Here is a 19,545-nt window from a genome sequence, read left to right on the forward strand (position 1 = left end):
AGACGAGGGCCGCCGGACTGTATCTGACGCCGACGGGGCGCGCTCTATCTCCTTGAGCCCTCCGGATAGGCGACGGGACCAGCAAACGGGAGACTCCATGTCCGACACTCCGATGACCGCGGATGACGTGCTGCGCATCGCGGCCTACAAGGACCGGAGCGCGGCGCTCGAGGCCATGGTCATCGCCTACAGCTACCACCGCGTGGCCGGGGACCTCGCGGTGCGCCTGGGCCGGGCCGCCAACAACTGGTACTGCTACGCCACCTGGACCTCCAAGGCGGTCGGCGAGAGCCTCGACCTCGGCCCGAACTCGCCGTTCATCGAGGACTTCGGCCGCCGCCTGCGCGTGCCGCAGCGCTTCAAACGGCTGTTCAGGGCCGCGCTGCTCACCCTGCTCGGGCCCAGCTACCAGCTCGGCCTGGCGCTGGCCAACCGCGCCATCTTCCTGGAGACGGCCAGCCTCGCGGTCAACCTGTGGAACGACGAGCCCGACCGCTTCCTCAAGGTCAGCCCCGAGTCCGACCTGACGCCGACGCCGCCGGAGTTCCTGACGGACCTGCTGTCGCCGGCCGACCCGCGCTACCTCAAGGACGCGGCGCAGCTCATGGTGGAGGCGGCCGGGACCGAGGACCAGGCGGAGCGGGCGGAGCTGATGCTGGGCGCCAACATCGCGCTGTCGGCCTACGAGCAGGCCCGCGCGCAGGCGGCGCTGGAGCTGGTGCTCTACCGGCCGGTGCGCTGGCTGACCCGGGTGTCGTGGCGGTCGCTGCGCTCGCTGGTGACCCGCAGGCCCTTCCCCCGCTTCAAGCTGTACGCGGCGCCGCACGCGGACCAGCCCTGGCTGACCCGCAAGCTGGAGGACCTGTGGTCCTCGCTCTACACCCGCCGGATGTTCGCCGTCGCCACGCCGCTCAGCGACGTCAAGGTGGGCAGGCCGCTGACCGCCCCGGCGGGCGTCGACCTGGCCGAGGTGTGGGCGCCGATCCAGAACGAGCGGGTACGCAAGCTCGCCGAGGAGTTCATCACCGAGGACCAGGAGGCGTCCACGGCCGGGGTGACCGACTGGGTGTCCTACCCCGACCGCATGCGCTTCATCGTCAGCTACTTCCGGGTCTACCAGACCGTGGACGCGCTCTACCGGGTGCCGTTCGAGCAGAAGATCGCCGACGGGATGGCCGAGGAGATGGCGCGCGGGCTGGTGCCCGAGGCCATCGGCGGCATGCCCGCGCTACGCGGCAGGAAGGTCTACGCCTTCCCGATGGAGACCGATCCGGACGCGTACGAGATGGCGCACTTCGACTTCGAGCCGTTCCTGGAGGCGATCCCCCTTGACGACCGCTAGCGACTAGTCCAGGAAGTCGCGAGTGATCTCGCGGGCCTGCAGGAGCCCGCGCAGCCTCGCGAAACAGCGGGCTCGGGTGGGCCCGATGCTCCCGACCGGCCTGCCCAGCCTGCGCGCCACGTCCACGTAGTGGGGCTCGGAGGTTTCCGTGAGCGCTCTGAACAGCACCCTCTGCGCTGCCGGCAGCTCCTCGACCAGCTCTTCGAGCGTGCCGGCCAGCCAGATCCTGGCCAGCTCCCTGTCCACGTCGTCCGTGCTGCCCAGCGAGTCGAGGTCCGGGGTGCAGATCTCCTTCGTGCGCTTGGTGAGCTTGAGGCACTCGCGGAAGGCGATGGTGGCCAGCCAGCCGGGCATGCGCTGGCCGTCCTCGACGCTGCCCAGGTTCTGCCAGGCGAGCATCCACGTCGTCTGGAGCACGTCCTGGGCGTCCTCGTGGCTGAGCCTGAAGCGCCGGATGCGGGCCTTCAGCATGGGGCTGAACTCCTCGACGAGCTGCTCCCACGCCCAGGCGTCACCTTCCTGGGCGGCGCTCACCAGGGCGCCGGTGTCGAGTCGTTCGATGGTCTGTGCGTGCATGGCGATCTCCCCGCCGGTCCGGTTTCTCGGGGGGCCAATTCCGGCCGGCTACCTCACGGTGCGACGGGTGATCCGAAAAGACTGTTCCGAAGGAGACAGTACGAGTGTGGTCCTCGTCACATTCGAGAGATCGGTTACCACATGCTGTCGGCCCGCGGAATGCGGCCTAGAGTTCTTGCATGAACGCGCGCAGCGGGCTTCCCCACGACGTCGAGCCGGTCGCAGCCGTGCTGGCGGAGATCCCGTTGTTCCAGGTGCTCGGGGAGAGCGGCATCCAGAGCACGGCGCGGGCGGGGGTGGCGCGCCGCTACCGGTCGGGGCAGATCATCTTCCATCAGGGGGACCCGGGAGAGTCGCTGTACGTGCTGCTCGACGGGCTGGTGAAGGTGGTCTTCACGACCGAGCACGGCGACGAGATCGTGCTGAACATGCTCAGGCGGGGCGACACGTTCGGCGAGATGGCGCTGCTGGACGGCTCGCCGCGCTCGGCCTCCATCGTGACGGTGCGGGCCGCCTGGGTGTTCGCGCTGCCCAGGGCGCGGCTGCTGGAGCTGATGCGGGAGCACCCGGGGCTGGCCGACGAGTTCCTGCGCCTGCTCGGCCGCATGGTGCGCAGGCTCACCGGCCAGGCCGCCGACCTGGCCTTCCTCGACCTGGGGGGACGCCTGGCCAAGCTGCTGCTGCAACTGGCCGACCGGCACGGCCGCTCCGACGGCGTGGTGGACCTGCCCGGGCTGACCCAGTCCGACCTCGCCGCGCTGATCGGCGCGTCGCGACCGGCGGTCAACCGGGCGTTGCAGTCGCTGGTGTCGAGGAACCTCATCGCCGTCCAAGGGCGGACGATCACGCTGCTGGATGTCGCCGCCCTGCGGAAGAGGGGCGGCCTCTGACCGAACTGGGGAGTACGGGGTAGATGAACGATCACGACGAGCGCTGGCCCGAGGAGCGGTTCCGGCAGCTCAGGCAGCAGGCCGACCCGGACGTCGACAAGGTGGTGGCCGAGTACCTCCAGGCGCAGCCCACGGGGAAGGGCGCGCTGGAGCTGGTCAAGGCCGTGGTCGCGGAGCTGGCGGCGGCCAAGCGGGAGGCCAGGGCGCCCTCCGGCGAGCCGCCCGCCGCCGAGATCTTCGAGGCGATCGACTTCGTCAGGGAGCTGCCGGAGTGGGGTGACGACAGGGAGCTGCTGGCCAGGGGGCAGGCCGTGTTCGCCGACCACGGGCTCTACCAGTCGGCCGCGCTGTTCTTCGCCTGCCTGCCGATGGCGTACGTGGAGGTGTCCAGCGCCAAGGTGCTGGCCGGCGTCTCCAACCTGGCCACGCACAGCATGACCCGCCGGGTGGCTGAGACTGGGCAGATGCTGGTGGACGTGATGGGCCTGAAGGCCACCGACAGCCTGCAGCCGGGCCGCCCCGGGCACACCACGGCGATCGGGCTGCGCATCCTGCACTCCTTCGTGCGGGCCCTGGTCGCCGAGAAGTACGCCGACGACTGGGACACCGAGCGGTACGGCCCGCCGGTCAACCAGGAGCTGCTGCTGGCCACGCTCTTCGACTTCTCCGTGGTGACGTGGGAGGCGATGGAGACGATGGGCGTGGTGCTGAGCGACGAGGAGCGCACCGCCAACCTCTACACCTGGAGCGTCTTCGGCCACCTCATGGGCATCGAGGTGTGCAGCGACGGCCCCCTCACGCTCGAGGACGTGCCGCCGGTCAGCGCCCGCCTGGGCCGCATGCTGGAGCCCAGCGACGAGGGCCGCCGCCTGATGGCCGTGCTGCTGCGCGAGATGGAGGCCTACATGCCGCTGGGCTGGCGCAAGATGCCGCGCAGCCTGGTGCACTGGATCTTCCGGCACGCCGAGCACGGCGCGCACCGGGTGCCGGACCTGCTCGGCGTGCCCGCGCCCGCCTGGTGGTTCACGGCGCTGTTCGCGGCGGCGCGTTCCGCCCATGAGCGAAACCGGCTGGCCGGGCCCGTGCGCGGTGTGGTTCGCTGGCTGGTACGGAAGGCCGGGCGGCACGTCGTGGTCGCGCTGATCGACCGCCACTCCGACGGGCAGGCGGCGTTCAGGATCCCCGACGAGCTGGCCCGCGCCTGGCGGATCAAGCAGTCGGCCCCAGCGGTCAGGACGCGCGCGATCCGCCGTACCGTCCGCACGACGCTACGAGCGCCCGCGCAGGGGCGGAAAGGCCCGCGCTAGTGACTGCCGCGTATGAGCCCAGACGTGAGGAGCACCGGCGTGAGCCGGGCACGCTCACCACGGCGACCATCCTGTTCACCGACGTGGTCAGCTCGACCGCGCTGCGGATCAGGCTCGGCGAGGAGCGGGCCAACGTGGTCTTCCGCCGCCTGTACGAGCTGCTGCGCTCGGTGGTGACGGCCAGCGGCTCGAGTTTCACCAAGAGCCTGGGCGACGGGCTGATGGCCGTGTTCGACTCCGCGACGGCCGGCCTGGACGCGATCATCGCGGTGCAGCAGGCGGTGGCCGACGAGAACGAACGCGCCCTGGAGAAGATCTCCATCAGGGCCGCGCTGGCCGCCGGCGACGTGTGCTGGGGGCACGACGACGTGAGCGGGCTGCCCACGGTGGAGGCGGCGCGCCTGGTCGCGGTGGCCGAGGGCGGGCAGGTGCTCTGCACCGACCTGGTCAGGCGGCTGGCGCAGGGGCGCAGCAGGCACGAGTTCAAGGACCTCGGCCGGCTGCCCGGCAAGGGGCTGCGCGAGCCGCTGCACACCTACGAGCTGCACTGGCAGAGCGCCGACCACCACCTCGGCGGCGGGCTGGCGCCGTGGCTGGACGACGCGGGGGCGCTGCCCTTCGTCGGCCGCGAGGAGGAGCTGCGGGTGCTCGACGGGGAGCTGGCGGCGGCCGAGTTCGGCAGCGGGCTGGTGATCCTGGAGGGCGAGCCGGGGGTGGGCAAGACGCGGCTGGCCTCCGAGGTGGCCAGGCGGGCGCTCAAGCGGCAGTTCACGGTGCTGGCGGGGCGGTGCACGGATCCGGCGCGCAAGGCCTACGAGCCGATCGCCGGCGCCGTGGAGCGGCTGGCCCGCACCTCGCCCGCGCTGCTGCTGCGGGCGGGGGTGGACCAGCGGTGCGGCCAGCTCGTCCGGCTGGCGCCGTCGCTGGCCGCGCCGCCGCTGTCGCTGCAGGTGCCGCCGGCCACCGAGCCCGTCTCCGAGCGCTACCACCTGATGGCCGCGGCCCGCACGCTGATCGAGCGGCTGGCCACCGTGCGGCCCGTGCTGCTGATCATCGACGACCTTCAGTGGGCCACGCTGGAGTCGCTGCAGATGCTCAGCGCCCTGATGTGGGACGCCGACGCGCTGCCGCTGCTCGTGCTGGCCATGTCGCGGCCGGTGCCGGTCGAGTCCGCCCCGCCGCAGACGCTACCCGAGCTGCACAAGCTCACCGCCGGTGCCCGGGTCTTCCCGGTGCCCTCGTTCGGGCTGGACGAGGTCTCCTCGGCGCTGACGCAGGCCCGCGCGAGCAGCGATCCCGAGCGGCTGCACCGGATCACGGGCGGCAACGCGTTCCTGGTCAGCGAGGTGATCAGGGAGCTGGCGGCGGGCAAGGAGCTCGACGCGCTGGCCGTGCCCGACTCGGTCACCCGCATGGTGACGGCCCGCCTGTCGCAGCTGCACCCCGACGCCAGGGACCTGGTCACCCTGCTGGCCGTCGGCGAGCGGATGACCTCGGCGGAGCTGCGCCGGGGGCTGGGCCTGGACGAGGCCAGGTTCGTGGCCGCGGTCGAGGAGGCGATGGGCACGGGCCTGGTGACCATGCTCGACAACGGCTCCTGCCACTTCTCGCACGAGCTGACGCGGGACGCGCTGTACGCCACGCTCTCGCCGCCCCGGGCCGCGCTGCTGCACGGGCGGGTGGCCGACGCGCTGTGCGAGACGGACCCGGCGGCGATGCGGGCGCGGCCGTACGTGGTGGCCGCGCATCTGGTGGCCGCCGCCGAGCAGGGCCGCGACCCGGCCAGGGTGCGCGCGGCGGCCGACGCGGCCGTGCAGGCCGCCCAGCACGCGCTGGCCGGGCTGGCGCACCGCGAGGCGGTCACCTGGTACCAGCGGGTGCTCGACCTGCTGCACGACTTTCCCGAAACCACGCTGGAGCGGCGCGCCGAGCTGCTGGTCGAGTGCGGCAGGGCGATGTGGCTGGCCGGGCATCCGGAGGCCAGGCGCACCCTGCTGGACGCCGCCGACCTGGCCAGAGAGTGCGAGCGGAACGACCTGCTCGTCACCGCGGCGCTCGGCGGCGACCGCGGCTCGGCCATCTCGGCCGCGCCCGACAGGGAACGCATCGCGCTGCTGACCGAGGCCCGCAAGGTGGTCGACTCCACCGACGTCAGCACCAGGGCGCTGCTGGCCGCCCAGCTCGCCTCTGAGCTCATCTGGGCGCCCGACGGCGAGCGCCGCTTCGCGCTGAGCGACGAGGCGGTGGCGCTGGCCCGCAAGTCCGGCGATCCGCGCACGCTGGCGAGCGTGCTGGGCATGCGCAGCCTGACCATCATCCCGGCCGACCCGCTGCACCAGCGCCACCGCGACGGCGACGAGATGCTGGAGGCGGCCCGCCGCACGGGTGACGACCTGGCGCTGTTCCACGCCTACATGCAGCGCACTCCCCCGGTGCTCGACCTCGGCGACACCACCAGGGTGGCCAAGCTGCTCGGGCAGGCCGACGAGCTGGCGCGCCGGCTCGGGCAGCCGCACCTCACCTGGCTGATCGGCTACTCCACGGCCGGCCTGACGCTCATGCAGGGCGACCTGGTGCAGGCCGAGGCCGAGGCCGAGTCGGCGTTGCGGCTGGGCTCGGAGATCGGCCGCCGCCTGGAGGCCATGGCGATCTACTCCGAGCAGATCAGGGAGATCAGGCGGTTGCAGGGGCGGCTGTGGGAGCTGCGCGACCGGCTGCGCCGCGCCGCGCAGCGCCCGCGCGTGGACCCCGTGCACGCGGTGCTGCGCTACCTGTGCGAGCTGGATGACGAGGAGGCGGCGCCGCTGCTCGACCGCATCCTCGGCTACGGCGGCGCGGCGCCGCCCCGCAACATGGCGCACCGGTCCGCGCTCGACAACCTGGCCGTGGCCGCCGCCCGGCTGGGGCGCTCGGAGCTGGCCGGGCGGCTGTACGACTCGCTGGCCGCCGGCGGGGAGACGTTCGGGCACGGCGCGGTGGCCCACCACTGCGGGCACCACTACCTGGCGCACCTGTGCGTGGCGACGGGCGATCCGCGGCGGGCGGCCGAGCACTTCGAGGCCGCGGCCGAGGTGCACGAGCGGCAGGGGGTGCCGCTCATGCTCGCCGAGTCCCTGCTCGACTGGGCGGACCTGCTGGACGGCGGCGACCTCGGCGGGCCCAAGCCGGCGGACCTGCGCGAGTGGTGCCGCTCGCTGCTGGCCGGGCGGGGCGCGCTGCTGCTCGAACGGCGCGCCACCGCTTAGCCGGGCCGTTTAAGCAGGTCAGGGGCAGGGCAGCCCGTTCGAGTGAGATTGAGCGGCTACCCGCCCATCGGTTCGTACGCGTTCCTGTCCGACTGCCACACGGCGGCGCTCGTCGCCGCCGACGGCGCGGTGGAGTGGATGTGCGTGCCGCGCTTCGACGGCCCCAGCGTGTTCGCCAGGATCCTCGACCGGGGGCGTGGCGGGGCGTGGGAGCTGCACGTGGAGGAGGCGTCGGTGGCCGAGCGCGGCTACCTCGACGAGACGCTGGTGCTGCGCACGCGCTGGGAGGGCGCGCAGGGCTCGGTGGTGGTGCACGACTTCCTCGCCCTGTCGCCCGCCGGCGACTCCGCGGGCTCGCCCGGCGGCATGCGGCCCGTGCACCTGCTGGTGCGGTGGGCCAGGTGCGAGCGCGGCCGGGCGGTCGTCAGGTCGCGGGTGCTGGCCAGGCCCGGCTACGGGGTGCGCGAGGCCCGCTGGACGGCCCGCGGCGAGGTGCTGGCGGAGGAGGAGTCCGGCCTGGTCCTGCATGGCACGCCGGAGCCCGAGTCCCGCACCGTCCTGCGCGAGGGCGAGTCGCTGGCGCTGACGCTCGGCTACACGGGCGCCGTCCCCGACGGCCATCCCGGGCGGCTGCTGGAGGACACGGTGCGGTCCTGGCGGTCGTGGTCGGCCCGCTGCGGGTACGCGGGCATCGGCGCCAAGGAGGTGCGGCACAGCGCGATCGTGCTGCGCGGGCTGCTGTACGACGAGGGCGGCGGGCTGCTCGCGGCGCCCACGACGTCCCTGCCGGAGTGGCCGGGCGGGCCGCGCAACTGGGACTACCGCTACGTGTGGCACCGCGACGCCGCCCTGACCGTGCTGGCGCTGCTGCGGCTGGGCCACCGCGAGGAGGCCGCCGGCTATCTGGAGTGCCTGCTGCGGCAGTGCGGGGGCGACACGGAGCGGATCCCGCCGATGGCGGCCGTCGACGGGATGCCGGTCACCGGTGAGAGCGTGCTCGGCCACCTGGCGGGGTACGCCTGCTCCCGGCCCGTACGGATCGGCAACGACGCCTCCAGCCAGCACCAGCTCGACACCTACGGCCACATCCTGGACGCGGCGCTGGCCTACCACGAGGTCACCGGCGAGCTGAACGGGCACGACACGTCCCGGTTGTGGCGGCTGGTCCGGCTGGCGCGCAAGCAGTGGCGCGAGCCCGACGCCGGGATCTGGGAGGTGCGCGGGGCGCCGCGCGCGTGGACGTACTCCAAGCTGTACGCCTGGGTGTGCTTCGACCGGGCGGTGCGGCTGGCGGAGCTGACCGGCGAGGAGGGGCTGCCGCTGGAGGAGTGGCGGGCCGAGCGGGAGGCGGTGCGCGAGGACCTGCTGCGGCACGGCTACTCCGCGGAGGCCGGCGCGTTCACGCAGACGTACGGCTCGACGGGCGCGGACGCGTCGCTGCTGCGCGTGCCGCTGGTCGGCTTCCTCGACGGGCGGGACCCGCGGGTGCTGGGCACGCTCGACCACGTGCAGTCGCGGCTGGGCGAGGGCGGGGCGCTGCTGCACCGCTACGACCCCGAGAGCACGGGCGACGGGGTGGACGGGCCGGAGGGGGCGTTCCTGCTGTGCTCGTTCGAGATGGTGTCGGCGCTGGTGCTGGCGGGGCGGACGGCGGAGGCCCGTGACCGGTTCGAGACGCTGTGCGCGCGGGCGGAGCCGCTGGGGCTGTTCGCCGAGGAGATGGCGCCGGACGACGGCAGCATGCTGGGCAACTATCCGCAGGCGTTCACGCATCTGGCTCTGATCGAGGCGGCGCTCAACCTGGACGCGTCCGGGACGACGGATGAGCTGCACGACTGGGCCAGCCGGGGCGGATAAAGGGTTCAACCTCAGACCTAACCGGCATCACGCCCATGCCGGGCAGGTAGGCGGGCGCATCCTTGGACGGTCCTTCTCCCTCCAGTGGAGCCGCGCCATGGGATATCCATCCGAACCGCACCGCAGGCAGCAGGAGTACCCGCCGTACCTGTCCGGCCCCGACCAGGCCGCGGGCCCGCCGTACGGGTACGGGCCGCCGGCCCCGCCCGCGCCGCCGCGCCGCCACCTGGCCCTCGTCCTGGCCCTGGCCATCGGCGTGCCGCTGCTGCTGATCGGCGGCAGCGCGACGGCCTGGTTCCTGCTCATCGCCCCGGTCCGCGAGTCGATCACCTCGGCCTCCGCCGCCCCCGCCGACCCGCGCGCGGCCTCGGAACCGGGCGCCGCGGCGCCCGACGAGCCGGCCGGCGTGCCGTCCGACGCGCCCGCCGAGGAGGCCGCGCCCGGGGGCGACGACGGCGACCCGCTCACCAGCGAGCCCGGCGGGACGATCACCCTGAAGGGCATGGAGGCCGGCTCGAAGGTGGCCGTGACGCTCGACGAGGTCTACAGCGAGGCCCAGCCCACGCAGGACAGCATCCAGCCGAAGCCGGGCAACCGGTTCATGGCGGTCCAGCTCACGCTGACGAACAAGGGCCGCGTCGGCTACAAGGACGCCCCCATGAACGGCGCCGTGGTGATCGACTCGGAGCGGCAGCAGTACCCGTTCTCGACCGCCTACGTCGAGCAGGGCCAGCAGTTCCACTGGGCGACCTCGATCGACCCGAGCGACAGCCGCAAGGGGCTGATCGTGTTCGAGGTGCCGGACGGCGCCGAGATGGTCGCCCTGCAGTTCACGCTGAACAGCGGTTACGCCGAGCAGAGCGGCGAGTGGAAGCTGAGCTGACCGGCTCCTCAGCTCGTACGGTCCAGGCTCAGCGTCCGGCCCGCCTCGATGGCCACCCGCACGCTGCTGGCCAGCGTCTCCTCCACGGCAGCGCCCTGGATCTCCAGGTCACGCATGCCCTCGGCGTCGTCGGTGTGCGCCAGCAGGGCCCGGTACTTGTCGTTGTTGTCCAGCGCCTCGCGGGCCCGCAGGGCGGCGTCGGCCTCCTGGACGCGGCGCGCGTACCGCTCCAGCTGCTCCACCCTGGCCGTCACGGCCGCCACGGAGCGGCGCAGCGCCTCCTGCTGCGGCTCCAGCACGGCCTTCAGCTCGGGGGTCACGGCGACGCCGCGCACGGCGCGGTCCTGCTCCTCGTGCAGGTGCGTCTGGACGCGCAGCAACATCGCGATCTCCCAGATCTGCCGGGGCAGCAGCACCTCGTTGGCCAGCCCGTCCAGCAGGCGGCGGCGCATGACCTGGGAGGTGTAGACGCGCATCACGGCCCGCCTGGCGCGTTCCAGCAGGGCGCGGGCGGGCGGTGACAGCTCGGGGACGAGGACCACCCGGTCGCGGTACGGGGCGCGGGAGACGCCCAGCCTCGGGATGAACGAGTCGATGACCGCCAGGCGCTCCTCCTCGGTCAGGCCGGGGTCGGCGACGAAGTCGACCGTGCGCCTGACGTGGTCGCGCTCCTGGGCCAGCCGCCTGGCCTCCTCGGCGGCCAGCGACCGGCGGCGCACCGAGTCCTGGGCGACGACGAACCCGCTCAGCCCGACCAGCCCGACCAGCACGGAGAACACGGCGCCGACGGGCCCGGCGACCAGGTACATGGCCAGGCAGGTCATCAGGACGGTCGCGGAGAACGCGACCGATAACAGCGCGTACAGGCAGCCCTTGGCCACGCCGTCCCCCTCTGAGCGAGTTTCCGAAGTGCCCTGAGAGTTCACCATAGCTCCCGCTCTCGTTAAGATCACGGGCTTGCTTGTCAGCGCAGGTAGGAGGCTCCGTTGAGGTCGAGTACGGCGCCGCTGGCCCACTCGGCGTCCGGCGAGGCCAGGTAGAGGACGGCCGCGGCGATCTCCTCGGGCCGCGCCACCCTGCCGAACGGGCTCTGGGCGCGGATGGCGTCGCCGCGCGGCGCCTTGAGGTGCTCGTTGGTCATGTCCGTCTCGACGAAGCCGGGGGCCACGGCGGCCACCGCGATGCCGCGCGGGGCCAGGGCCACGGCCAGCGACTGGCTCATCGCGTTGAGCCCCGCCTTGCTGGCGCCGTAGGCGGGCGCGTCGGGCTCGCCGCGGAAGGCGCCGCGCGAGGAGACGTTGACGATCCGGGCGCCGGGCGGCATGTACGGCAGCGCGCACCAGATCGCGTTGGCCGCGCCCAGCAGGTTCACCTCCAGCGTGCGCCGCCAGGCGTCCTGCCACTCCTGGTACGACAGGTCGGTGACGGGGTGGTGGAAGTACCTGCCCGCGTTGTTGACCAGCACGTCGATCGCGCCGCCCAGCTCCCGCGCCGCCGCGTCCACCATGGCCCTGACGGCCTCGGGGTCGGCCAGGTCGGCGCGCACCACGGCGTGCCCCCCGCCGGGCAGCTCGCGGAGCAGCCCGTCGGCCTCCTCGGCGGAGTCGCGGTGGTGAATCGCCACCCTGTCTCCTTGCGCGGCGAACGCCGCCGCGACCGCCCGTCCGATGCCTCGCGATGCTCCGGTGACAAGAACTGCACGTCCGCTCATTCACGGCACATTAGGGGATCGGCCTGGCATGGCGGCAGCCGGGGTTCGCGATCAAGGACAACCGGAGGCGGATGCCGGACGTCTCACTAATCCCGTTCCCTATCAGGAGTCGCGCCATGGGATATCCGCCCCTGCCGTCCGGCCCGTACGGACCACCGCCTCCGTACCAGCAGCCGCCGTACGGCATGCGGCCCCCTGGACCTCCGTCCGAGCAGGAACCCGTGCCGGAGCCTCTCGACAACCGGCCCCTCGTCGTGCTGCTCGCGGTCGGCGTCCCGCTGCTGCTCCTGGGGGCGTGCGCCGCCGTGGTGCTGGTGCTGACGGACACCGGGCGGCCCGCGGTGCTCACCGGCTCTGAGGGGGCGACCATGGTCATCACCCAGGCGCCGCTTCCAAGCGAGCCACCGGCGGCGGGTGACGCGGTGGGGCAGCCTCCTGTCAGCGCGCCCGCCCATGGTCAGCCCGTCACCAGCCCGCCCGCCGCGAGCCAGCCCGCCGCCACCGCACCCGCCGCCACCGCACCCGCCGCCACCGCACCCGCCGCCACCGCGCCCGCCACCGCACCCGCCGCCACCGCGCCCGCCACCGCACCCGCCACCGCACCCGCCACCGCACCCGCCGCCGGTCAGCCTCCGGCCGGTGGCGGCGCGGCGAACCCGGCCCGCGCAGGGACAGACCGCCCGCGTGGGCGGCGCGCTCACCCTCCAGGGCACCGACCCCGCCCTGAAGGTGAGCGTCACCCTGAACCGCGTTATCAACCCCGCCACCCCCGCCTCCGACTTCCTGAAGCCGCAGTCCGGCAACAAGCTCGCCGCCGTCGAGATCACCCTCACCAACGCGGGCCAGGCCGTCTACACCGACGCCCCCACGACCGGCGCCTGGCTGATCGACGCCGAGGGCCGGCAGTACCGCTTCTCGCTCTCCAACGTCACCGAGGGCCAGAGCTTCGGCGGCACCGTGACGGTCAACGCGGGCGACTCGCGCAAGGGCGTGATCGTGTTCGAGGTGCCGGAGGCGGTGCGGCTGACCACGTTCCAGTTCGGCCTGAACTACGGGATCGCCAGCCAGAAGGGCGAGTGGACGCTGTCCTGACGCTCATCGCCCGCGCAGGATCAGCCGGGCCAGCCGCCGCGGCCGTTTGCGCCGGAACGCGGCCCGCTCGTTGGCCTGCGGGTAGGGCGCGTCCGGCACGGGCACCCCGAGGAACGCGCACAGCGGCTCCCACCCGTCCCCCGTCTCGAAGACCAGCAGCCGCTCGGCCGGGATGGTGGCCCTGACCTCGGCGACGTGCCGTTCGAAGACCTCGATGACGTGCTCGCGATCGTCGATGCGCCCGCCGAAGACCGGGTCGACGAAGGTCGCCCTGGTCATCCGCGGGTACAGGGCGAAGTCCGGCGACCGCCTGGCCACCAGCCACCGGATCGCGCGCCGCCGCAGCGGCGGCCTCCCCCGCTGTTCCAGGGCGCTGCGGAAGATGGTGGCGCTGACGCTCTCGTACCAGCGTCCCGGGTCGCGGACGGTCAGGATGACCTTGGCCTCGGGGTAGTGTGCGGCCAGCTCCCGCCAGTACGCGGAGGCGGGCCAGTCGAGCGCCGACCGGAACCCGGCGAACAGCGCGTCCCAATCCCGCGTGCGCCCCTCACCGACGTCGAGCCACTGCCGCACCCGGTACGGCTCCGCGATGACGGTGGACATGTGGTAGCAGGGCCCGAGTCCGAGCAGTTCGAGTGCCGCCTTCAGTGACCTCGTGCCCGTACGGCCGAAGCCCGCGCCGATCACCTTCACCCGCGCACCTCTGATCCTTCTCTGATGTGCGCCACCTAATGTCGCGACAAATCCCGTTATATGACGGCATGAGGCACTCCGGGAACGCCCCCACACCGCACAGAGGAGCCCCACCATGCTCTTCCCGTCCCCCCTGATCGAGGCGCTGCGCAAGGCCCCCGCGACCCCCGCCTTCGAGCACGGCGGCAGGACCGTCACCCGCGCCGAGCTGCTGGAGCTGATCCGCCGGCTGGCGGGCGCCATGCGCGAGGCGGGCCTGGGCCCCGGCCGGGCGCTCGCCGTCCGCACGGAGGTCACGCCCGAGGCGTTCGCCGCGCACATGGCCGCGCACGCGCTGGGCTGCCGCGTCGTCGGGGTCCGCCCCGGCTACCCGCCCGGCCAGCTCGCCCACGTGCTCGCCATGGACGTCGACGCCGTCCTCGTGGACCCGCTCACCGCCACGCCGCAGCTCATGACCAAGCGCACGCTCTCGCTCGGGCCCGTGCCCGGCGCCGCCGACCTGCTGGCCCATCCGGACGACGGCCGTCCGCTGGAGGTGACCGCCCGGCCCGGCGACGTGGCCGCCCTGACCTTCACCAGCGGCAGCACCGGCCGCCCCAAGGGCTGCGCGATCACCTATCAGGCGCTCACCGAGCACTGGGCGTGGCAGCCGCGCGGGTGGGGGCCCACGGCGGCGGCCTTCGCCCGCGCCTTCGAGCGGTACCTGCTGTTCGGGACGCTGGCGAGCATGGTGGTGCTGGAGTTCCTGGCGCCGTGCCTGCTCGGCGGGGGCACGGCGGTCATCCCGGAGGACGACGGGCGGCCGATGTTCCCGTACGCGATCGAGCGGTACCGCATCACCGGGTCGATCATCACCGTGCCGAGGCTGTTCAGGATGCTGGAGCTGCTGGACTCGGCGGACGTGTCGAGCCTGCGGGCGCTGATGGTGTCGGGCTCGCCGATCGCCCCGCGCCGGCTCAGGGCCGCCGCCGAGCGGCTCGGCCCCGTCGTCTACCAGGGGTACGGGCAGACCGAGGCGGGCAACGTGGCCATGCTCACCCCCGCGCACATCGCCGCGGGCATCGTGGCTCCCGTGGGCCTGCCGCACCCCGGGGTCGAGCTGAGCGTGCGCGACGAGGCCGGCGACGACCTCCCGCCGGGGCGGACGGGCGAGATCCACGTGCGCAGCCCGTACGTCATGGCGGGCTACTGGGGCGACGAGGCGGAGACCCGCGACACCCTGCGGGACGGCTGGCTGCGCACCCGCGACCTCGGCCACGTGGACGCGGCGGGCTTCCTGCACCTGGAGGGCCGCTCGCGGGACGTGGTCATGGTCAACGCGATGGTGGTGTACGCGGGGCCGATCGAGCGGGTGCTGACCGCCCACCCGGACGTGGACGAGGCGTACGTGGTGGGCGCGCCGGACGAGGGCACCGGCGAGGCGGTGCACGCGTTCGTGGTGCCGGCGCCGGGCCGCGTGCCCGACCAGGCCACCTTGGCCGCCCGCGTGCGGGCCGAGCTGGGCGAGGACAGCGTGCCCAAGACGATCACGGTGGTGCCCGGCGTCCCCATCGCCACCAGCGGCAAGCCCGACAAGCGCGCCCTGCTGGCGCAGCACGGAGGAGGGCTGTTCTGAGCATTCTCTGAGAATCAGCCGCCAACACTGATATTTGCCCCTTCAACCACTTTGCAGTGACGGAGGCGTCAGTGGCGGACCACACCCTCGACTACCTGGTGATCGGCGCCGGACCCGCGGGCCTGCAACTCGGCCACTTCCTGCACCGGGCGGGCCGGAGCCACCTCATCCTGGAGGCAGGCTCCGGGCCGGGCCAGTTCTTCCGCACCTTCCCGCGCCATCGCACGCTCATCTCGATCAACAAGAAGCACACCGGATGGCAGGACCCGGAGCTCAACCTCCGGATGGACTGGAACTCCCTGCTGTCCGACGAGCCCGGCCTGCTGTTCACCCGCTACAGCGACCGCTACTTCCCGCACGCCGACGACATGGTGCGCTACCTGGGCGACTTCGCCGAGTCGTGCGGGCTGCCCATCGCCTACGGCTCCCGGGTGATCCGGGTGGACCGGCCGGACGACTTCCGGGTGACGACGCAGGACGGCCGCACGTACCGGGCCCGCCGGGTCGTCGTCGCGACGGGCGTCACCCTGCCGAACATCCCGCCCATCCCGGGCATCGAGACGGCCGACCTGTACGGCACCGCCTCCACCGACCCGGCCGACTACCTGGGACAGCGGGTGCTGATCATCGGCAAGGGCAACTCGGCGTTCGAGACGGCCGACAACCTCGTCGAGACGGCGGCGGTCATCCACGTGGCGGGGCCGCACTCCGTCCGCATGGCCTGGCGCACCCACTACGTCGGCCACCTGCGCGCGGTCAACAACAGCCTGCTCGACACCTACCAGCTCAAGTCGCAGAACGCGCTGCTCGACGGCGACATCAGGCGCATCGAGCGGCAGCCGGACGGCACGTTCCGGGTCACGGTGGCCTTCGCCCGGGTCAACGAGGTCACCAAGGACATCCCGTACGACCGGGTGATCGTCTGCACGGGCTTCCGCTTCGACTCCTCGATCTTCGCCGACGACTGCCGGCCGGAGACTGCGATCAACGGCAGGTTCCCGGCGCTCACGCCCGCGTACGAGTCGGTCAACGTCCCCGAGCTGTACTTCGCCGGCACCATCACCCAGTCGCGCGACTTCAAGCGCGGCACCAGCGGCTTCATCCACGGCTTCCGGTACGGCGTGCGCGCCCTGCACCGGATCATGGAGGCCCGCCACCACGGCGTGCCCTGGCCGGCCAGGCGGCTGCCCGCCGATCCGGCGGCGCTCGCGGCGGCGGTCATCGAGCGGGTCAACCGCACCTCGGCCCTGTGGCAGCAGTTCGGCCTGCTGGCCGACGTGATCGTGCTGGACGGCGACGGCACCGCCCGCTACCTGGAGGAGCTGCCGCACGATCTGCAGGGCCCGCCGATCGGCGAGCGCGGCCACTTCGCGATCACCCTGGAGTACGGCCCCGGCCACGACCAGGTGGACCCGTTCGACATCGAGGTCGCCCGCATCAGCCAGAGCGACTCAGCCCGCGCGCACGAGGGCCACTACCTGCACCCGGTCGTCCGGCACCACCTCCCGGGCCGCCCCGTCGCCGCCCACCACGTCACGGAGAACCTGGAGAACGAGTGGGACTCCCCCGAGGTCCACGTCGAGCCGCTGCGGGCCTTCCTCGCCGCGCGGACGGCCCGCGTGCCCGCGTGAGGGAGGGACGGGCATGCTGATCATCCTGCTCGCCGGGGCCGCCCTGCTGGCCGGGCTGGCGAGCCTGCCGTGGTGGCTGCCGGACCGGATCGTGGCGCTGCGCGTGCGCGTGTTCGAGCGGATCAACGGGGACGAGGGCATCCCGGTGCCCGGCGACCTCGTCGGCATCGAGCACTTCGAGCGCGTGTACGCGCACCCGGCGGCCGGCGGGCGCAGCAAGGGCGCGGCGTTGTCGGACGTGTTCTGGTACTGGCTCTCGCCCGGCCCCGAGATGCACCAGGAGCACCTGGAGGCGGGCGACGTCTACGACGCCGTGGCCCGGGTGACGCGCCGTCTGCTCGCCGTGCGCCGCGCGGAGGCGGAGGAGCTGGCCCGGCGCTGCGCCGGCCGCGCGTTGCGGGACGTGCGCGGCCTGGTGCGGCTGCGGGACCTGATGATCCCGCTGTGGGCGGAGTTCTCCTACGAGCTGGTCTTCGCCGAGCCCTGCCCGCGCCGGGCGCGCGACCTCATCACCGCCAACGCCGCCGACGTCGCCGCCTCCCTCAAGTGCACGCGCCTGCGGCACCTGGGGCGCCGCACCCGCCTGACCGCCTACCTCCTGCGCAACCTGCACCGGGTGCGCCTGCCCCTCCCCGAGGGCCTGACGCCGCGGCAGCAGGCGTATTACCTGCACGGCGCCTTCTTCACCACCGCCGTCGTGCAGCTGTCGGAGGCCATGGCCCACCTGCTGCTGGTCCTGGCCCGGCACCCCGGCGTGCAGGAGCGGGTGCGCACGGGCGACGACCACTACCTCGACCAGGTGATCGCCGAGACGATGCGGCTGTATCCGCTCTTCGGCATCGCCCACCGCATCACCACCGGCGACATCGCGCTCGACGAGCACACCACGATCCCCGCCGGCTCGGTGCTCTGCTTCAACTACCCCGCCTTCCACCACGCCGGCTGCCCCGACCCGGACCGGTTCGACCCGGACCGGTTCGCGGGGCCCGGCGCGAAGCGGCTCAACCACATCCCGTTCGGCGTCGCGGCCAACCGGCCGTGTCCCGCCTGGCGGCTGGCGCCCATCGTCATGCGGGTGGTGACGCGCGAGGTCCTGGGCCGTTACGTGCTGGACTCCTCGGTCCCGCACACCCGGTCCATGCCGCATCGCGGGCCCTGCCTGCTCACCCCGCGCGGCGCTCCCCACAGGCCCGGCCCGGCGCTGGCGTACCTGCGCGTGCGCGACCGCTGGGAGGAGGTCTGGCGCGGCCTCGCGCAGCTCGTCCTCGGCACGTACATGGTCTGGGACGCGCGCAGGCTGCGGCTGTGCGAGCGCCATTTCACCTCTGACGGCTCTGACGGCCCCGATGGCTCGGAGGACAGGTATGCACGTCCTGGCTCACGTCACGGCTCCTGACACGAATCTCGCGCTGGTGCTCAAGGTCCTGCCCGCCCTGGTCGTGCTGCTGATCGCGGCGGCGGTCTGCGGGCGGCTGGCCCAGTTGGTGATGCAGCCGCGCGTGCTCGGCGAGATGGTCGCCGGCGTGCTGCTCGGGCCGACGCTGTTCGGCTGGCTGTTCCCCGAGGCGCAGGCGGCGCTCTTCCCGCCCGAGGTGCGGCCCGTCCTGTACGTGCTGAGCACCATCGGCCTGACCCTCTACATGTTCCTCGTCGGCGCCGGCATCGAGCACGGCGGCCAGACACCCGGCGAGGTGCGCAGGGCGGGCGTGCTGGCCGCGTCGGGCATCCTCCCGTCGCTGGTGCTCGGCGCCGCCACCGGCCTGCTGCTGTACGACCTGCTGTCGCGGCCCGACGTGCCGCCGTTCCAGTTCGCCCTGTTCGTCGGGGGCGCGCTGTCGCTGACAGCCTTCCCCATGCTGGCCAGGATCCTGTACGAGCGGGGCCTGCAGAACACCCCCATCGGCCGGCTCACCCTCATGGCGGCCTCCATCGACGACGCGCTGGCCTGGTGCGTCCTGGCGCTCCTGTCGGCCATGCACCTCGGCACCGGCCCCGGCGGCGCGCTGCCCACGATCGCGCTGACCGCGGCGTTCGCCGTCGTGATGCTGAAGGTGGTGGCCCCGCTGCTGCGCCCGCTGGGCAGGTCCGTGGCGCGCACCGGCCGGTTAGGCCCGACCGCCATGTACGTCGTCATCCTCGTCCCGCTCGCCGCCGGCTGGGTGACGGACTGGATCGGCGTGTACTCGGTGTTCGGCGGCTTCTTCGCGGGCCTGGCGATGCCCCGGGACCCCGCGTTCCGCCAGGCGTTGCACAGCCGGATGATGGAGCTCGTCTCGACGCTGCTGCTGCCCACCTTCTTCACCTTCTCCGGGCTGAACACCCAGCTCGGCGGTATCGCGGGCGGCGCCATGCTGGGGGCGTTCGGGCTGATCCTGGTGGCCGGGTTCGTCGGGAAGTACTTCGGGTGCTCGCTGGCGATGCGGGGCATCGGGTTCGGCAGGCGGGAGTCGTACGCGGTGGGCGCCCTGATGAACGCCCGCGGCCTGATGATCCTCATCTTCATCAACATCGGCCTGGCCCAGGGCATGATCACGCAGGAGCTGTTCGCCATGCTGGTGCTCGTGGCCGTGCTCACCACCGCCGGCGCCCTGCCCCTGTACAAGCTGGCCCTGCCCGACCGGCTGGAGGCCGGCGCCAAGTCGGCGCAGGATGCCGGGGCGGAGCCGGTCGAAGCCCCGTCCAGGGTCTCCTGACCGATCGTGT

General features: G+C 73.0%; 16 protein-coding genes. 11 read left to right on the forward strand and 5 right to left on the reverse strand.

Translation table 11 applies throughout. The features are described 5' to 3' along the window. Positions 1 to 97 precede the first annotated feature (97 nt). A complete protein-coding gene (locus tag LCN96_RS37145; RefSeq protein WP_225267096.1) occupies positions 98 to 1,342 on the forward strand; it encodes a hypothetical protein in 1,245 nt (414 codons plus the stop codon). 3 nt (positions 1,343 to 1,345) lie between these two features. On the opposite strand, the gene LCN96_RS37150 is transcribed toward LCN96_RS37145, so the two are convergent. After that, entirely contained in the window at positions 1,346 to 1,918 is a 573-nt protein-coding gene (locus tag LCN96_RS37150; RefSeq protein ID WP_225267097.1) for an RNA polymerase sigma factor, read from the reverse strand. Between the two features lie 179 nt (positions 1,919 to 2,097). On the opposite strand from LCN96_RS37150, the gene LCN96_RS37155 reads away from it, so the two are divergent. The 5 genes from LCN96_RS37155 to LCN96_RS37175 all read left to right on the forward strand — a co-directional run bounded on the left by LCN96_RS37155 (position 2,098) and on the right by LCN96_RS37175 (position 10,100). Then, positions 2,098 to 2,808 carry a Crp/Fnr family transcriptional regulator gene (locus LCN96_RS37155; RefSeq protein ID WP_225267098.1) on the forward strand — a complete coding sequence of 237 codons (711 nt, stop codon included), beginning with the start codon at positions 2,098 to 2,100 and terminating at the stop codon, positions 2,806 to 2,808. 23 nt (positions 2,809 to 2,831) lie between these two features. Beyond that, positions 2,832 to 4,115 carry an oxygenase MpaB family protein gene (locus LCN96_RS37160; protein WP_225267099.1) on the forward strand — a complete coding sequence of 428 codons (1,284 nt, stop codon included), beginning with the start codon at positions 2,832 to 2,834 and terminating at the stop codon, positions 4,113 to 4,115. Then, positions 4,115 to 7,360 (forward strand): ATP-binding protein, encoded by a 3,246-nt coding sequence (locus LCN96_RS37165; protein WP_225267100.1) that lies wholly within the window; start codon positions 4,115 to 4,117, stop codon positions 7,358 to 7,360. Before LCN96_RS37160 ends, LCN96_RS37165 begins: the two co-directional genes overlap by 1 nt. Positions 7,361 to 7,402: 42 nt before the next feature. Continuing rightward, on the forward strand, positions 7,403 to 9,217 hold the full coding sequence (locus tag LCN96_RS37170) for a glycoside hydrolase family 15 protein (RefSeq protein ID WP_225267101.1): 1,815 nt from the start codon (positions 7,403 to 7,405) through the stop codon (positions 9,215 to 9,217). Between the two features lie 97 nt (positions 9,218 to 9,314). Next, positions 9,315 to 10,100 (forward strand): DUF4352 domain-containing protein, encoded by a 786-nt coding sequence (locus LCN96_RS37175; protein WP_225267102.1) that lies wholly within the window; start codon positions 9,315 to 9,317, stop codon positions 10,098 to 10,100. Positions 10,101 to 10,108: 8 nt separating this feature from the next. Here LCN96_RS37175 and LCN96_RS37180 read toward each other — a convergent pair whose 3' ends face one another. The 3 genes from LCN96_RS37180 to LCN96_RS37190 form a co-directional block, all read right to left on the reverse strand. Continuing rightward, positions 10,109 to 10,981, reverse strand: coding sequence for a hypothetical protein (locus LCN96_RS37180; protein ID WP_225267103.1), 873 nt, complete (start codon positions 10,979 to 10,981; stop codon positions 10,109 to 10,111). 83 nt (positions 10,982 to 11,064) lie between these two features. Then, complete coding sequence (locus tag LCN96_RS37185; RefSeq protein WP_225267104.1) at positions 11,065 to 11,811, reverse strand: SDR family NAD(P)-dependent oxidoreductase; 747 nt, start codon at positions 11,809 to 11,811, stop codon at positions 11,065 to 11,067. A gap of 457 nt (positions 11,812 to 12,268) precedes the next feature. Next, positions 12,269 to 12,421, reverse strand: a complete 153-nt coding sequence (locus LCN96_RS37190) for a hypothetical protein (protein WP_225267105.1) — start codon at positions 12,419 to 12,421, stop codon at positions 12,269 to 12,271. Positions 12,422 to 12,450: 29 nt separating this feature from the next. On the opposite strand from LCN96_RS37190, the gene LCN96_RS37195 reads away from it, so the two are divergent. After that, positions 12,451 to 12,903 carry a DUF4352 domain-containing protein gene (locus LCN96_RS37195; protein ID WP_225267106.1) on the forward strand — a complete coding sequence of 151 codons (453 nt, stop codon included), beginning with the start codon at positions 12,451 to 12,453 and terminating at the stop codon, positions 12,901 to 12,903. 3 nt (positions 12,904 to 12,906) lie between these two features. Here the strand turns inward: LCN96_RS37195 and LCN96_RS37200 are convergent, their stop codons facing one another. After that, complete coding sequence (locus LCN96_RS37200; protein WP_225267107.1) at positions 12,907 to 13,596, reverse strand: sulfotransferase family protein; 690 nt, start codon at positions 13,594 to 13,596, stop codon at positions 12,907 to 12,909. 115 nt (positions 13,597 to 13,711) lie between these two features. On the opposite strand from LCN96_RS37200, the gene LCN96_RS37205 reads away from it, so the two are divergent. From LCN96_RS37205 to LCN96_RS37220, 4 genes are all read left to right on the forward strand, one after another. Then, on the forward strand, positions 13,712 to 15,211 hold the full coding sequence (locus tag LCN96_RS37205; protein WP_225267108.1) for a class I adenylate-forming enzyme family protein: 1,500 nt from the start codon (positions 13,712 to 13,714) through the stop codon (positions 15,209 to 15,211). Between the two features lie 71 nt (positions 15,212 to 15,282). Continuing rightward, a complete protein-coding gene (locus LCN96_RS37210; protein WP_225267109.1) occupies positions 15,283 to 16,842 on the forward strand; it encodes an NAD(P)-binding domain-containing protein in 1,560 nt (519 codons plus the stop codon). Between the two features lie 13 nt (positions 16,843 to 16,855). Next, a complete protein-coding gene (locus LCN96_RS37215) occupies positions 16,856 to 18,238 on the forward strand; it encodes a cytochrome P450 (protein ID WP_225267110.1) in 1,383 nt (460 codons plus the stop codon). Beyond that, positions 18,207 to 19,535, forward strand: coding sequence for a cation:proton antiporter (locus LCN96_RS37220; RefSeq protein WP_225267111.1), 1,329 nt, complete (start codon positions 18,207 to 18,209; stop codon positions 19,533 to 19,535). Before LCN96_RS37215 ends, LCN96_RS37220 begins: the two co-directional genes overlap by 32 nt. Positions 19,536 to 19,545 lie beyond the last annotated feature (10 nt).

It is taken from the genome of Nonomuraea gerenzanensis (genome assembly GCF_020215645.1).
Taxonomy (GTDB): Bacteria; Actinomycetota; Actinomycetes; order Streptosporangiales; family Streptosporangiaceae; genus Nonomuraea; species Nonomuraea gerenzanensis.